This is a genomic window from Sphingomonas alpina (genome assembly GCF_014490665.1).
Classification (GTDB): domain Bacteria; phylum Pseudomonadota; class Alphaproteobacteria; order Sphingomonadales; family Sphingomonadaceae; genus Sphingomonas; species Sphingomonas alpina.
This window is the reverse complement of sequence record NZ_CP061038.1, coordinates 2,200,953-2,215,556: the sequence shown is the minus strand read 5'-3', so window position 1 is coordinate 2,215,556 and position 14,604 is coordinate 2,200,953. Positions and strand designations below refer to the sequence as shown.

The window sequence follows — 14,604 nt, the reverse complement described above, 5'->3', positions numbered from 1 at the left end:
GGGATCACGGCCGAATGATCCTCTATCTCGCGATCCTCGCTATTCAGGTGATGCTGATCATCGATGTAATCCGCAACGGGCGGAACCAGTTGTGGATCATGGCACTGATGTTCCTGCCCGGGCCGAGCACGATCGCGTACCTCGTGATCGAGGTCTACCCGCGGTTGCAGGGCAATCGTCATGTGCGCACCGCGCGGGCGAACGTCGTCGCGAAGCTTGATCCGGAGCGCGAGGTTCGCACGGCGCGCGATGCGCTCGACCTGGCCGATACCGCCGCCAACCGCATCCGGCTGGCCGACGCACTGGCCGGATTGGGCCGTTATGATGACGCGCTGCCGCTATACCGCGAAGCGACCGAGCGCGGCCCGCTCGACATGCGGACCGGTGAGAAGCTGGCGCGCGCACAGTTCGAGACCGGCGCCGCGGCAGAGGCATTGGTGACACTCGACGCCAACCCCGCGCCGAGCACCCAGAGTGACCGCGACCGGCACGGCCTGCTCCGCGCCCGCATCTTCGAAACATTGGGGCGCAAGGAAGAAGCGCTGGCCCTCTATGCCGATCTGGTCACGCGCCTGCCGGGTGAAGAGGGGCGCTGCCGCTATGCCGCGCTGTTGCTCGATCAGGGGTGGGAGAAAAAGGCGCGTGCGGTGCTGGAGGAAGTCGAGGGGCGGATGAAGCGCCTCGACCGGCAACAGCGCGCGGCCGAGGCGGATATGTATCGCTGGGCGACGGAGAAACTTGCGACGTTGCGCGCGCAGGGTTAGGCCGCGATCGGCCGGCCAGCATCGGCGAATGCCTGAGTTACCGCGGTCGCGCTGGCCAGAACACCATCGGCATGGCGCAGGCCCAGCAGGTCCGCGAGCAGGAAATGTGCCGTTTCAGGGGCAGTTTCGGTGCGCGCCAGGACGGTCAGCAAGATGCTCTCCGCCGGCGTCATTCGGCCGCAGCAACAGGGTGCGATCGCGATCGGGCACTGCGCCGCGCTGGCGAGATCCGCCATGAAGGCGCGCATCAGCACCAGCGGGCGACGAAAACTCTCTCCGAAACCGGTGATCATCGCGTGCGTGGCGGGCGCATCGGACAGTCCGCGCGCGCCCATCCGGCGCATCGCGAACAGAGCCAGCCGGGCATTGGGGCAAGGCGGCACGGCGTGCGGCAGCAATGTCGCATGGGTGAGGGCCGGATTGGGAGACGACATTGGAGCGGGCGTCATGGGGGACTCCGTTAAGAACCCCATGATCGTCGCTTGTCCGTTATTGCAAGTCAATAGCAATAAGATCTAATCCGGTGCTTCGTCGTTTTCGGCGAGCACTTCACCGGCAAGATAGAGCGATCCGAGGATCAGAATGATTGGCGGGGCGGTGGAATCGCGTGCGATAGCGGTCAGCGCCGCGACGGAATCGGGTGCGACAAAGGCGGGAATGGTCATGGCACGCGCGATGGCGGCGAGATCCTCCGGCGCATGGCAATCATGGTCAGGGACCGGTACCGCATGGAGCGATGTGACGAACTCCCTGATCGGGGCGAGCAGTCCTTCGGGATCCTTGTTGGCGAGCATGCCGAGGACAAGGTGAATGCGCGAGCCGGCGTCGACGATTTCGCGAAGCGCGGCGGCAACCGCGATGCCTGCCGCCGGATTATGACCGCCGTCGAGCCAGAGCTGGCTGCCTTCCGGCAGAAGCGCGGTGAGCGGGCCTTGGCCGAGGCGCTGCATGCGTGCGGGCCAGCGTGCCGCCCCGGCGGCCGTTTCATACGCCTTGGGCGGGATTCTCAGCTGACGCTGGTGCCGCAGCATGGCAATGGCGAGAGCGAGGTTTTCAGGTTGATGCGGACCGGCAAGCGCGGGGAGCGGCGTCTCGATGCTGCCGGCCGTATCCTTGTACGTCAGATGCCGGTCGTCAGCGCTGAATTGCCAGGTCTCGCCAGCCGCCGAAACCGGCGCGCCAGCGGCATGTGCGACGCTGGCGACACGCTGCGCAACGGAGGCCGGATAGCGCATGGTGACGAGCGGCACGCCGGCCTTGGCGATGCCCGCTTTCTCGCCGGCAATCTCCTCGGCGGTGTTGCCGAGAAAGAATTGATGATCGACCCCGAGCTGCGCGATGCCGGTCGCGGCGGGGCTGGCGATGACATTGGTCGCGTCGAGCCGCCCACCCAGGCCGACCTCGACAATGCAGGCATCGGCGGGGGTGCGTGAAAAGGCGAGGAATGCGGCGGCGGTGGTGACCTCGAAGAAGCTGGCGCCGATGCCGTCGGCATGATCGAGCACTTCGGCGAGCAAGTTGGCGAGCGCATCGTCCTCGATCAAACAACCGGCGATCCGGATCCGCTCGTTGAAGCGCACGAGATGCGGGCTGGTATAGACATGCGCGGTCCGTCCCGCGGCCTCGATCGCCGCGCGTAGAAAGGCGCAGGTCGAGCCCTTGCCGTTGGTGCCGGCGACATGGAAGACCGGCGGTAGCCTATCCTGCGGGTTGCCGATCCGGGCGAGCAATTCGGTGACCCGCCCCAGGCCGAGGATATCGGCGCCGGGGGAGAGCGACCAGAGACGGTCGAGCTGAGTCTGCACCGCCGGAGAGGCGGAGGTGGCATGGTCGGGCATCAATTCCCCTCCGGCATCGATGATAGATGGACGAAGGCTAGGCCGCCTTCTTCGCGCAGAGATAATCGATCACGCTGGCGAGCGTCTCGCGCAGGTCCTTGCGATGCTTCACCATGTCGAGCATCCCGTGCTCGAGCAGATACTCGGCGCGCTGGAAGCCTTCGGGCAATTTCTCGCGGATCGTCTGTTCGATCACGCGCTGGCCGGCGAAACCGATCAGGGCACCGGGCTCGGCAATCTGCACGTCGCCGAGCATCGCATAGCTGGCGGTGACGCCTCCAGTCGTCGGATCGGTCAGCACGACGATATAGGGAAGGCCCGCATCGTGCAGCATGGCGATCGCCACGGTCGCGCGCGGCATCTGCATCAGGCTGAGAATGCCCTCCTGCATGCGCGCGCCGCCCGCCGCGGTGAAGATGATGTAAGGGCAGTTGTCCTCGATCGCATTCTCGACGCCGCGCACGAACGCTTCGCCGACCGCCAAGCCCATCGATCCGCCCATGAAGGCGAAGTCCTGCACCCCGACCACCGCTTTGTGGCCATGGATCGTGCCGCGTGCGTTGATCAGCGCATCGCCTTCGGAGGTCGCGGCGCGCGCGGCCTTGATGCGGTCGACATAGCGTTTTGTATCGCGAAACTTCAGCGGATCGTCCGGCACTTTGGGCAACGGGATGATCGTATAGCTGCCCTCATCGAAGACGTAGGAGAAGCGCAGGATCGGCCCGATGCGGTCATGATGGTCGCAATGCGGGCAGACATGGAGATTCTCCTCCAGTTCCTTGACGAAGGTCATCGTCCCGCATCCCTTGCACTTGTGCCAGAGATTGTCGGGCGTGTCCTTCTTCGCCGGAACGACGAACGAGAGCGCGTTACGGACGCTGGTCAGCCAGCTCATGCTAATTCCTTCCGGGCGGCGCGGATCGCCGTCGACAGACTTTCTATATAGGCGCGAACAGGGCCGGACGCAGCCTCGCCATGTTCGGCGATCAGGTCGATGATCGCGGAGCCGACCACCACGCCGTCCGCGACCTTGGCGATGGCCGATGCCTGTTCCGGCGTGCGGATGCCGAAGCCGACCGCGACGGGCAGGTCGGTCGAGACCTTGAGGCGGGCAACGGCTTCATCGATCGACACCTGCGCCGCCTGTTGCAGGCCAGTAATGCCGGCCACCGACACATAATAAAGAAAACCGCTGGCGCCATCGAGCACGGTTGGCAAACGCGCCACATCGGTGGTCGGCGTGGCGAGACGGATCGGGTCGATCCCGGCGGCACGCAGCGCCGGGCCGAGTTCCTCGTCTTCCTCCGGCGGGATGTCGACGCAGATCACGCCGTCCACGCCCGCGTCCTTTGCCGCGGCAGCGAACCAGTCGGCACCGCGAATGGTCATCGGATTGGCATAGCCCATCAGCACCAGCGGCGTTTCCGGATGGCGGGCGCGGAAGGCCTTGGCGATGGCGAGGATATCGGCGGTTTTGGTGCCGGCACCGAGGCTGCGCAGGTTCGCGGCCTGGATCGCCGGGCCATCGGCCATCGGGTCCGTGAACGGCATGCCGAGTTCGATCACGTCCGCGCCGCCCTCGACCAGCGCGTCGAGGATCGTGGCGGTGGCAGCGGGGTAGGGTCGCCGGCGGTGACGAAGGTCACCAGCGCGGGGTGGCCTTTGGCGAAGGCAGCGGAGAGGCGGGTCATTCGGCCCACCCCTGCATGGGCTTGGGCCAAATTTTGTCGAACAGCGTCGGCATCCTCAACAGTATCAAGACTGCCACGCTGCCGCTCAATCCACCAACCAGATGCCCCGGAAAGCGCATTGAGATCGCAACGGATATTGCGGTCAGAACAAGCAGGATTGTTGCGACAAAGGCAATTCGGGCGAGCGTCCGCTTCACATCGACACTCCCAGCGCTTCGGCGACGGTGAAGATGTCCTTGTCGCCACGCCCGCACAAATTGGCGAGGATGATCTGGTCGCGGTTCATGTCGCGCGCGCGCTTCGCGACGGCGGCGATGGCGTGGCTCGGTTCGAGCGCGGGGATGATGCCTTCGGTGCGGCACAGAAGCTGGAATGCGTCGAGCGCCTCGACATCCGTCGCGCTGGTGTATTCGACCCGGCCGATCGAATGCAGCCAGCTATGCTCCGGCCCGATGCCGGGATAGTCGAGCCCGGCCGAGATCGAATGCGCTTCGGTGATCTGGCCGTCCTCGTCCTGCAGCAGATAGGTCTTGTTGCCGTGCAGGATGCCGGGCGCGCCGCCGGCGAGGCTGGCGGCATGTTCCTTGTCGAGGCCATGGCCGGCCGCCTCAACGCCGAGCATCGCGACGTCCTTGTCGTCGAGGAAAGGGTGGAACAGACCGATCGCGTTCGATCCACCGCCGATCGCCGCGACCAGCAGGTCGGGCAGGCGGTTGATGCGCCCGAGCATCTGTTCGCGCGCCTCGCGGCCGATCACGCTCTGGAAATCGCGCACCAGCTCCGGATAGGGGTGCGGGCCGGCAGCAGTGCCGATGATGTAGAAAGTGTCATGGACGTTGGCGACCCAGTCGCGCATCGCCTCGTTCATCGCATCCTTCAGCGTATGCGCGCCGCTCTTCACCGGGCGGACTTCCGCGCCGAGCAATTTCATGCGGAACACATTGGGCGCCTGACGTTCGACGTCCTTGGCGCCCATATAGATCACGCAGGGGAGCCCGAAGCGCGCACAGACGGTCGCTGTGGCGACGCCGTGCTGGCCCGCGCCGGTCTCGGCGATGATCCGCGTCTTGCCCATGCGCATGGCGAGCAGGATCTGCCCGACGCAATTATTGATCTTGTGCGCACCGGTGTGGTTGAGCTCGTCGCGCTTGAACCAGATTTCCGCGCCTTTTCCTTCGGGCGCGGACTCGCGCAGCGCCTCGGTCAGGCGTTCGGCATGGTAGAGCGGGCTCGGCCGGCCGACATAATGTTCGAGCAAATCCTCAAACTGCGCCGTGAAGGCCGGGTCGGCCTTGGCGGCGCGATAGGCCGTGTCGAGGTCGAGGACCAGCGGCATCAGCGTTTCCGCGACATAGCGGCCGCCGAAATCACCGAAATGGCCACGTTCGTCGGGCTGAGCCCTGAACGAATTGGGCGCGAGGGGTTGAGAAGCGTTCATCGTGGCGGGCTTTACCACCCTCTTCGTTGGTGTCGAGCGGGTTAGAGCGTTGCGACGGCCTTCAGGAAGGCGGCGATCTTCGTCTCGTCCTTGATACCGGGCGCGCTTTCCACGCCGGACGAGACGTCGACCAGCGTCGCTCGCGTGCGGCGGATCGCCTCCGCGACATTGTCGGGATCGAGTCCGCCGGACAGCGCCCAAGGCATTGGATGTCGAAAGCCGTCGAGTAATGCCCAGTCGAACCGCACGCCCATTCCGCCTGGCAGTGCTGCGCTTTCGGGCGTTTTTGCATCGTAAAGGATGCGGTCCGCCGCGGCCGTATAGGTCCGTGCGGCGTCCAGGTCGGTACGAGTCTTCACCGCGACCGCAGCCCAAAGCTCCAGGCCGGTGCGCGCCTTGATTTCGGCCACTCTGACAGGGCTGGTCTTGTGGAGTTGCAGTGCGTCGAGCCGGCCGGCGTCGATCGCAGACTCGATCTGGGCATTGTCGGGATCGACGAAGACGCCGACCCGGGCGACATGATCGGGCACGCGCGCGGCAAGCTGGGCTGCGCGTTCGCGCGACAGGTGCCGCGGCGAGGGCGGGAAGAAGACGAAACCGACATGACTCGCCCCGCCCTTGATCGCGGCATCGAGGGTTTCCGGCGTCGACAGGCCGCAGATTTTGGCGGTGATGGGCATTCCCGCCCTCTAGCGCCATTCGCGCGAAAGCGTGACTCCCGTTTGGGCTTTGCAGAGGAGAAGAAAAAGCAGCGGAACTCTACAGCGTTGCGCCGATATCCCGCGCTGCCTGATCCGGATCTTCCGCCTGGGTGATCGGTCGCCCGACCACCAGGATCGAGGCGCCGGCATCGATCGCTTCGCGCGGGGTCACGACGCGTTTCTGGTCGCCCACACTGCCATTTGCCGGGCGTACGCCGGGGACGACGAAGAATCCCTTGGGCCACAGTGCTTTGGCGGCGGCGACTTCGGCACCGGAACAAACCACGCCATCGACGCCGGCCGACATCGCCAGCTCGGTCAGCCGCATCACTTGCTCATGCGGGTCGCCGGCATAGCCGATCGAGCGGAGATCGCTGTCGTCGAGGCTGGTCAGCATGGTGACCGCGACAACCTTGGTGCCGGTCGGCGCGGCGGCCTTGGCATCCTCGAGCATGGCACGGCCGCCGGCGGCATGGACGGTGAGGATGGCGGGCTCGAGCGGGCGCAGCGCCATGATCGCCTTGGCCACGGTATTGGGGATGTCGTGGAATTTCAGGTCGAGGAAGATCGGCAGGTCGAGCTCGGCCATTTCGCGCACACCGGCACGACCATTGGCCATGAAGAATTCCAGGCCGAGCTTGATGCCGCCGACATGGTGACGGATTTTGGTGGCCAGTGCATGCGCCTTTGCCATGTCGGGCGTGTCGAGCGCGGCGAAGATGCGGCTGCTCATGCGACGCCCGGCGGCACGGCGGTGGGGACGGACGCGGGCGGCACCGATGGCGTGGATAATGCGGGGGGCGATGCCGGTTCCGGGTCGGGAGCGAGAACCGGCGGCGGCGGTGCCGCGGTCGCGTCGCGCAGATCGGTCATTGCGCGCTGCGAGGTGGAAAGACGATTGCGCAAGCGCCAGATCACCGCGCGGTAATAGGCCATGGCCGGGAGGAAACCGATCAGGAAGGTGACGAGCAGCAGCAGCGGCAGGTTCACCTCGGCGATCAATCCACCCCACAGTTTGAGCGGTACGGTCGTCCAGTTCCCAATCGTGAAGATCGCCGCGATAAAGGCGAGCAGGCACCAGAAGAGGATTTTCAGGAATTGCATGACGCCACGCTAACGCGAGCGATGGCGATTGGCCAGCCCATGCGGGATCGTTACGGTGTCATATCGGTGCAGATGTCCGCCGTCATGCTGAAACAAGGTCAGGGCGACGAAACCAAGTATAGCTACCCAATCTCCTTTCGCAGGCTCTCGATCAGCGCCGTGATCGCGGTGAGCTTGGGCGCTTCCTCATCGAGGATCGCGTGGAACACGGCGCGCTTGATTGCGGCGATGCGGCCGGGTTTCAGACGGGCCGTATCGGGCAGCGAGGATACGACGATGTCGATCACCCGTTCGGACCCATGGAGGCGGCCCCACAGATAGTCATTCTCGCGATACGCGCGGCTGAAGAACGCGCCGAACGCGTTGAACTGGATGCCCTTCAGCGTCGCTTCGGCGCCGCCGCCGCGGATCGATCTGGCGTCGTCGGGTGCGATACGGTCGACCTTGACCGGATCGAATTCGTCCAGCCCTTCGCCCTGCAGCAGCGGCAGGGTGGCGACATCGAAATAGGGAAAGCCGAGATAGGTCAGCAGCATTGGCCGCTTCACCTCGCGCTGCAGGCCGGCAAAGGCAGCGGAGAGCCGCTGCTCGGTCTGTTCGTCGAGCGTCTTGAGGTCGAGCGACGCGGCAAGCTTGTCGAGCAGCGGACCGGCGTTACCGCGCAATTGCCGCACGTCGCGGCGCAGGGCGGCGTGATGCTCCGTACGTTTGACGTCGAGATAGGCGGACAGGGAGATATAGATCGCCTCGCGCAGCTGGCCGATATCCGCATCGGCATTCTCTTCCTCCAGCGCGGTCAGACGGCGGGCCATCAGGCGCAGCCGGCGGATGCGGAAGCCGAGATCATAGGTGCGCAGGAAATCGATCGTCGTTGCGCTGGCGCCATCGCTGAACGACGGGGTCATGTCGTCGAAGCCGCGTTCGCGGACCGCAGCGGCGATATGGCCGCGAATGGTTGCCCAACGCTGCGGCCCGGGCTCGCTCCCGACATGATAGAGCAGGTCCGTGATCAGTTCGATCACCCCGGTGATCTTGAGATGGCCATAAGCGACATAGCCATAGCCGGCCTTGCTCGCGGCGGCGGCCTGGGCGCGGCGGCGCCAATGACCCAGCCGCGCGGGCGTCGGGGAATCGAGGAACAGGGTATAGTCGAACAGCGATTCGACCTGTGCCTCGACCTCCGGGCGAATCGCCTCGACGATCATCCGCATCCGCTCGATCCGGCGCGAGCGCCCTTCGATCGCTTCGAGATTGTCACGGATCGGTTGCTGACGCGGCAGTTCGGAAACCGCGCCAAGGATCGTCTGGAAAAAGCTCGGCGCAGCCTGCGCCTTGGCTCCGAGGTTGAGCTTCATGCCGGGGGAGGGGTCGATATAGACGAAGCGGCGGTCGACCTGGCGGCGTGCGGGGCGTTCGCGCAGTGCATCGATCGCCGGCTTGAACGGGGCGTTGGCAAGTACCGATCCGTCGATCAGCACGGCCTCTTCTTCCGCACCGATCGCCGCCTGGCGCGGCAGGATGCGCTTGAGGAATTCCTTGCGGCTGGGCCAGTCCATGCCGCGCTGCTTCAGCACGCGATCCATTTCCTTGACCGTGAAAGGTGGGAAGGCGCCGGGAAAGCTTGATGTGGCGCGGCCGGCAAAGGCGAGTTCGGCCGGATGGGCGAGGGTTTCGCCGGCCATGCCGCGATCGGTGAAGTTAACCACCAGCCGGTGCTCGGTTTCCATCACCTCGGAGGGGGAGTTGAGGCTCAGCCGCTCCGGGTGGCCGCGAAAATCGGTCACGGTGACGAACAGGTCGAGCGGCTGGCCGACCGGCAGCAGGCGCTCGCTCTTGGGCCCTTTTTCCATCGCGTCGAGCGCGTCGAGGATCAGATTGGTGAAGCGCTCACCGCCAAAGGGCGGCGCGAACCAGCGCGAGCGGATGAAGTGCGACAGCTTTGCCCGCACCTCGTCACGCGCACCCGCTTCGACAGTTTCGTCGATCTTGTCGCCGCTGCGCCGTCCCGCCATCCAGGCGATCGGCAGTGCCCAGACCTTGGTCAGTTTCGACGCCGGTGCGGCGTCTTCCGCGATCAGCGCCTCGACATCGGCGGAATCGAGCCAGAGCTGGGTGAGCGGTTCGAGGCTCTGGCCGGTGGTGATCGCCTGAGCCAGAAAGACGCCGTTGAGGCCGCCCGCGCTGGCTCCGGCGATGATGTCGACCAGTACGCGCAGGCGAATCCCGGTCTCATCCTCGATTTCCTGAAGCAGGGCGCGGTAGATGCCCTGGCTGCCGCTGATCGGGGCCTGGCCGTCGAGAAAGGCGCGGCTGGCGCGGGCGAGCCGCCAGATCTCCTTGGAGATGCCGTGCATATAGACAGCGAGGCTGATGCCGCCATAGCAGATCAGGGCAAGGCGGAGTTCCTTCTCGCGCATCAGGCGGGGCTGCCGTCGATCAGCGCCCAGACGGGCAGGTGATCCGATGCCTTGCGCGCGGCTGCACTGTGATGGACGCCGCAATCGACGATGCGCAGGTCGTGCGACACCATGATCTTGTCGAGCCGGCCGACCGGGCGACGGGCGTGAAAGCTCGGCCCGGTGGCGGCGAAACTGAAATGATGCGCGAAATCGCGCAGACAGCCCGATCCGGCGCTCCAGTCGTTGAGGTCGCCCATCATGATGGTCGGCCGTTTCGTGACGCAGGACTCGACATGGCTCAGGATCGCATGTGCCTGGCGCCGGCGCCACAGGCCCGACAGGTCGAGATGCATGCCGACCACCCGAATCGGCGCGCCATCGACCCGCACATCCGCCATCACTGCGCCGCGCGGTTCGAGCGTGGGCAAGTGAATCGCTTCGCAATCCATTACCGGCGCATCCTTGCGCACGAGCAGGCCATTGCCGTGCCACCCCATGCTCGCCGCGCGGATGCCGAACGAGACCGCCTTCCACGGGCTATGCTCGCTCAGCAGGTGCGCGCTGATCACCGCGGCCTTGCCCCCGAAGCGCCGGTCGCACTCCTGCAGCGCGATCACATCGGCATCGATTTCGCGCAGCACCTCCAGGATACGCTCCGGGCTTCGGCGGCGGTCAGTGCCCACCCCTTTGCGCATATTGTAGCTGGCGACTTTTATGGGGCGGTTCGGGATCATGCGGGTAGGTAACGCCGCCCTTCAAAAATGGTGCCCCTGTCGGACGAGGCCGCGACCGGGTGCGATCCCTCTTTCGTCAGTTGGTCGCCTAAATCAAGCGGTCGCGTTTGCGCAAAAAGCAACGCTGGTTTTCGCATATGGTTATTCTCCATGTCGGATAGTGCAGAGGCGGTCCGGTTTTTCCCGATAATAGGTAAGGGCAAGCCGGCATTGGCCCGGCGAGCAATGATATGCCCGGCTCTGTGCGATGGTTGAATCGTCATCGAGGGCGAGCGGCGGGAGATATGTTACACCAGTGATGTCCCATATCTCAGGCCGCGGCTTCGGTGGGTGAGTTGAGATATGTTACACCGGTGATGTCGAATATCCCGGGCCACCGCCTCGGTGGGCGAGGTGAGATATGTTACACCGGACTGTCCCATATCTCTTGCGCTGACACTTTTGCGGGTGGTTAAAATAACTGTTATATATCAGATATTTATCTTGTATATTTAGCTTTTCTGGCAAGGCGTTCGGGGGTATTGGTTCATCCAGCTTTGCCCGCAGGAGATGGGCTCGCGCTGCCGGATATCCGTCTGGCCGGATCTCGATATGGCTTGGGCCGTCCGTGGGGGCCGGTTCGTGATTCTGGCCAGGAATGGTGCCGGTTGCAGGAATCGAACGCGCGACCTTCGGTTTAGGAAGCCGTTGCTCGACCAGCCGAGAAAAAGGGCAGCGCCCTGAAAGCCGCAGAACCTTTGACCCGCTTGCGCATGTTCATCCTCCATCCCGCCCTAAAACCAGCAACCCCTTGCGGAACGGAGGTGGGCGGCAACTGGCAATCTGCCGGGCGCGCCCGGCGGGCCGCGTCCAGAGGGAGCGCTGCCCACACGCGCGACAAGATGATGCGCTTCCGCGGATTCGGCGGTGCCCCGAGTTGCGGTGGGGGCACAACTGATGAGGCGCTTCACAGCGTTCAAATCTGACCATCTTCCAACGATCTCCCGGGCTGGACGTCCGGTCCAAAGGGCTGCACTAATAATTATTACTGATATAATGTTTAACGATTATCAATTTGACTTACCCTTGCCCGTCTTCAGATTGATCGAAACCGGAAAAATCAAAAAGGGGGGGACTACAATGAACCAAACAGCTATGTGCGGCGTGCGGATTAAACGCCTGGTTTGGCTGACACTGCTGGCAAGCGCGAGCCTTGGTCACGCTGCCGTGGCACAGGCGGCCGGCGGGCAAGAAGGTCCTCTGCCCGCGACCGACACGGCATCCACCGAGGACGAGATCGTCGTCGTCGGTTCGCGTCTGGCGGGTGGGCCGGCAAAGACGGGCACCCTGCCGGTCGAGGTCATCGGGGCGGACGAAATCGCCGCCACCGGCGCGACGACGTTACAGCAGGTTCTGACCCAGCTGCCGTCGGCCGCCGGCGCGATGAAGCTCGACGGATCGGACATATACGGCGTCGCATCGATCAATTTGCGCGGCCTGGGTGATCGCTACACGCTGGTCCTGGTCAATGGCCGCCGCATCGTCGGCGAAGGCCCCGGCAATCTCAACCTGATCCCGACCAACGCCATTGAGCGTATCGAGGTGTTGAAGACCGGCGCTAGCGCCGTCTACGGTACCGATGCGCTCGCCGGCGTCGTCAACGTCGTCCTCAAGAAGAGCGACGACGGGCTGCGCGCAAGCCTCCGCTATGGCGCGGCCGACCGCGGCGGCCTGAGCACGCTCGACGGTTCGCTGTCGTTCGGTACGGAAAGCGAGACCACGCGCTTCTATGCCATCGCCGGCTATTACAAGCGCGAACCGCTGCGTCAGGCCGATCGCGGCGCCGGATCGAACGACGCGCGCGCGTTCGGTGGATATGACGGCCGCAGCGACTTCACCTCGCCGGCCAATTTCGACCTCAATGGTGTCCAGTATATCCTGAATACAGATCGCGTCGGGCCGGGGCAGTTTTCCAACAATCCTGCCGATTATCGCCCCTTTGATTTCGAGCGCGATGCGCATGATCGGGCCGCTTGGGGGGCGACGTTCATCGGGGAGTCCGAACGATACAGCGGTTATGTCAGCCTGGAGCACGACCTGTCCCCCAGCACAACGCTTTACGGCGATCTGATGGCCAAGACCGAAAAGATGCGCGTGACCGCCGGCAGCAATGTGCTGCCGATTGGGGAAGGCGGGCTGATCGGGCCGGTCCCGGCGTCGAACCCGTATAATCCGTTCGGCACCGACATCTCGGGCCTGAATCTGCGCCTTCTGGACCTCGGGCAGAGCGGCACCATCGTGCGCAACCGCGAAATCCGCGCATCGGTCGGGATTCGCGGCGAGCTGGGCGGGGGCTGGAAATATGACGTCGGCACTGATCTCTATAGCGGGAACCAGCGCATCTCGTTCTTCGGATCGGCCGGCTTTTCGTCCGTCGGGCTGAGGGCCGCGCTCAATCGTACCGGTGCGGATGCGCTCAATCCCTTCTGTAACCGGTGCAACACCCCGGCCCAATTGGCGGGGGTGAAGGCGGACCTGACGACGACGCAAAAGGTCACCGCCTGGAACATCAGCCCGACCATTTCCGGCGAACTGTTCGACACGGGCTCCGGCCCGGTGAAGCTGCTGTTCGGCGTCGAGTATCGCAATCTCGTGCTGACAGAGGACTATTCGACCGGACTGCAGGACGGCACCGACCTGTTCGGCCGGCGCCTGGTTCCGTTTAAATATAGCCGCAACAGCAAATCGGTGTTCGGTGAACTCAAGATCCCGCTTCTCGGGGAGGGTGAGATCAACCCGGAACGGTTGGGCGTGAGCATTGCCACGCGCTACGAACGGTTCAGCGACGCTGGCGGCGCCTTCGTCCCGGCCGTGTCGGCAGCGCTGGAGGCGGTGCCCGGATTCCTCGTGCTCCGGGCGTCCTATAACAAGGCGTTCAATGCACCGTTCCTGAGCGAGCTCAATCAGCCGGAAACCTTCTATATCGAAAATTTCAACGACCCGAGAAACAACAATCAACCGCTGCGCGCCCGCTTCGTTTCGGGGGGCGATCCGAATCTGAAGCCTGAGAAGGCGGACAATTTCTCAGCTGGCTTCGTCATTAAGCCCAGTTCCATGCCCGGTCTGACCTTCGGCGTTGATTACTTCTCGATCCGGCAGCGCGACGTCATCGTCGCGCCCGATGCAAATGCCATCGTGCTGGGGCGTGTTGTTCCTGCCCGGCCATTCGTGGAGGGTGTGAACGTCGATGGCGCTGGCAGCGACATCATCATCTACCAGAACCTTTTCAATGGAGGATCGAAGCAGTTCAGCGGTTTGGATGGGGAACTGTCCTATTCCTACAAAATGGGAGAGGCTGCGCTCAAGACGACGATCACCGGCAGCTACCTGCTTGATGTCAAGCTTGATACGGGCAACGGCGCGGGCAGCCAGAGTGTGCGGGGTACCTACGACCCGTCATTCGGCGCCTATCCGCGTTTTCGTTCCCGCGCGATCCAGTCCGCGACGATTGGTCCGGTGAGCGCCAGCGTGACGCTGAACCACGTCTCTTCGCTGCAGGACGCGGTGCCCGGGGGCGTAATGGGTTCGGCGCGGATCGGTGCCTACGACACCGTCGATCTCAACGCCATGATCGACATCGGCAAAATCACCAACAGCGGCGTGCTTGGCGGCACCGTTCTCACGGTCGGGATCGACAATATCGGGAACAGGCGCTCACCGTTCATCCTCGGCCTCAACGAAGTCGACTTGAACGGCACCTACGACCTGCGCGAGCGGTTCTTCTACGTCGGCATCAGCAAGAAGTTCTGATAGGAGGTGCAGGTGAAACGCGCGCGGCCGATCACGCCGCCGGCGCAGCGGTCACGGCCGACAAAGGACATATATTTGGGGGACGATGTGGTCCGGCTTCTGCTGGATCATATCTCCCCCCTTTTGTATGGCCGATCGTGCCATAT

At 64.2% G+C, this 14,604-nt stretch carries 12 protein-coding genes and 1 pseudogene; 2 read left to right on the top strand and 11 right to left on the bottom strand.

Annotation, left to right across the window (positions count from 1 at the left end):
• Positions 1–14: 14 nt before the first annotated feature.
• Positions 15–764, top strand: coding sequence for a tetratricopeptide repeat protein (locus H3Z74_RS10170; RefSeq protein WP_187763741.1), 750 nt, complete (start codon positions 15–17; stop codon positions 762–764).
• Here the strand turns inward: H3Z74_RS10170 and H3Z74_RS10165 are convergent.
• The 11 genes and pseudogenes from H3Z74_RS10165 to H3Z74_RS10115 all read right to left on the bottom strand — a co-directional run bounded on the left by H3Z74_RS10165 (position 761) and on the right by H3Z74_RS10115 (position 10,630).
• A complete protein-coding gene (locus tag H3Z74_RS10165; RefSeq protein ID WP_229727013.1) occupies positions 761–1,213 on the bottom strand; it encodes a DUF6628 family protein in 453 nt (150 codons plus the stop codon). The genes H3Z74_RS10170 and H3Z74_RS10165 overlap by 4 nt on opposite strands.
• Positions 1,214–1,279: 66 nt before the next feature.
• Positions 1,280–2,602 (bottom strand): bifunctional folylpolyglutamate synthase/dihydrofolate synthase, encoded by a 1,323-nt coding sequence (locus tag H3Z74_RS10160; protein WP_187763740.1) that lies wholly within the window; start codon positions 2,600–2,602, stop codon positions 1,280–1,282.
• A 37-nt stretch (positions 2,603–2,639) separates the two neighbouring features.
• Positions 2,640–3,497: an acetyl-CoA carboxylase, carboxyltransferase subunit beta gene (gene accD / locus H3Z74_RS10155; RefSeq protein WP_187763739.1), complete on the bottom strand. Its 858-nt coding sequence runs from the start codon at positions 3,495–3,497 to the stop codon at positions 2,640–2,642.
• Positions 3,494–4,293 (bottom strand): annotated as a pseudogene (gene trpA, locus H3Z74_RS10150) (tryptophan synthase subunit alpha). The gene accD and the pseudogene trpA overlap by 4 nt, the downstream one beginning before the upstream one ends.
• Positions 4,290–4,490: a hypothetical protein gene (locus tag H3Z74_RS10145; protein ID WP_187763738.1), complete on the bottom strand. Its 201-nt coding sequence runs from the start codon at positions 4,488–4,490 to the stop codon at positions 4,290–4,292. Before H3Z74_RS10145 ends, trpA begins: the two are co-directional and overlap by 4 nt.
• A complete protein-coding gene (gene trpB / locus H3Z74_RS10140; protein ID WP_187763737.1) occupies positions 4,487–5,731 on the bottom strand; it encodes a tryptophan synthase subunit beta in 1,245 nt (414 codons plus the stop codon). Before trpB ends, H3Z74_RS10145 begins: the two co-directional genes overlap by 4 nt.
• 41 nt (positions 5,732–5,772) lie before the next feature.
• Positions 5,773–6,411 carry a phosphoribosylanthranilate isomerase gene (locus tag H3Z74_RS10135; RefSeq protein WP_187763736.1) on the bottom strand — a complete coding sequence of 213 codons (639 nt, stop codon included), beginning with the start codon at positions 6,409–6,411 and terminating at the stop codon, positions 5,773–5,775.
• A 79-nt stretch (positions 6,412–6,490) separates the two neighbouring features.
• The gene (pyrF, locus tag H3Z74_RS10130) at positions 6,491–7,165 is read right to left on the bottom strand and encodes an orotidine-5'-phosphate decarboxylase (protein ID WP_187763735.1); all 675 of its coding nucleotides are present in this window, start codon (positions 7,163–7,165) and stop codon (positions 6,491–6,493) included.
• Entirely contained in the window at positions 7,162–7,536 is a 375-nt protein-coding gene (locus tag H3Z74_RS10125) for a lipopolysaccharide assembly protein LapA domain-containing protein (protein WP_187763734.1), read from the bottom strand. Before H3Z74_RS10125 ends, pyrF begins: the two co-directional genes overlap by 4 nt.
• A 122-nt stretch (positions 7,537–7,658) precedes the next feature.
• The gene (locus tag H3Z74_RS10120) at positions 7,659–9,953 is read right to left on the bottom strand and encodes a patatin-like protein (RefSeq protein WP_187763733.1); all 2,295 of its coding nucleotides are present in this window, start codon (positions 9,951–9,953) and stop codon (positions 7,659–7,661) included.
• A complete protein-coding gene (locus H3Z74_RS10115; RefSeq protein WP_229727012.1) occupies positions 9,953–10,630 on the bottom strand; it encodes an endonuclease/exonuclease/phosphatase family protein in 678 nt (225 codons plus the stop codon). Before H3Z74_RS10115 ends, H3Z74_RS10120 begins: the two co-directional genes overlap by 1 nt.
• A gap of 1,074 nt (positions 10,631–11,704) precedes the next feature.
• Here H3Z74_RS10115 and H3Z74_RS10110 point away from each other — a divergent pair.
• Positions 11,705–14,458: a TonB-dependent receptor plug domain-containing protein gene (locus H3Z74_RS10110; protein WP_187763731.1), complete on the top strand. Its 2,754-nt coding sequence runs from the start codon at positions 11,705–11,707 to the stop codon at positions 14,456–14,458.
• Positions 14,459–14,604 lie beyond the last annotated feature (146 nt).

Excerpts from the sequence above, each read along its gene's own strand:
- H3Z74_RS10170 (WP_187763741.1), top strand. The coding sequence starts at position 15 with ATGATCCTCTATCTCGCGATCCTCGCTATTCAGGTGATGCTGATCATC.
- H3Z74_RS10165 (WP_229727013.1), bottom strand. The coding sequence starts at position 1,213 with ATGACGCCCGCTCCAATGTCGTCTCCCAATCCGGCCCTCACCCATGCG.
- H3Z74_RS10160 (WP_187763740.1), bottom strand. The coding sequence starts at position 2,602 with ATGCCCGACCATGCCACCTCCGCCTCTCCGGCGGTGCAGACTCAGCTC.
- accD (WP_187763739.1), bottom strand. The coding sequence starts at position 3,497 with ATGAGCTGGCTGACCAGCGTCCGTAACGCGCTCTCGTTCGTCGTTCCG.
- trpB (WP_187763737.1), bottom strand. The coding sequence starts at position 5,731 with ATGAACGCTTCTCAACCCCTCGCGCCCAATTCGTTCAGGGCTCAGCCC.
- H3Z74_RS10135 (WP_187763736.1), bottom strand. The coding sequence starts at position 6,411 with ATGCCCATCACCGCCAAAATCTGCGGCCTGTCGACGCCGGAAACCCTC.
- pyrF (WP_187763735.1), bottom strand. The coding sequence starts at position 7,165 with ATGAGCAGCCGCATCTTCGCCGCGCTCGACACGCCCGACATGGCAAAG.
- H3Z74_RS10125 (WP_187763734.1), bottom strand. The coding sequence starts at position 7,536 with ATGCAATTCCTGAAAATCCTCTTCTGGTGCCTGCTCGCCTTTATCGCG.
- H3Z74_RS10120 (WP_187763733.1), bottom strand. The coding sequence starts at position 9,953 with ATGCGCGAGAAGGAACTCCGCCTTGCCCTGATCTGCTATGGCGGCATC.
- H3Z74_RS10115 (WP_229727012.1), bottom strand. The coding sequence starts at position 10,630 with ATGCGCAAAGGGGTGGGCACTGACCGCCGCCGAAGCCCGGAGCGTATC.
- H3Z74_RS10110 (WP_187763731.1), top strand. The coding sequence starts at position 11,705 with ATGTTTAACGATTATCAATTTGACTTACCCTTGCCCGTCTTCAGATTG.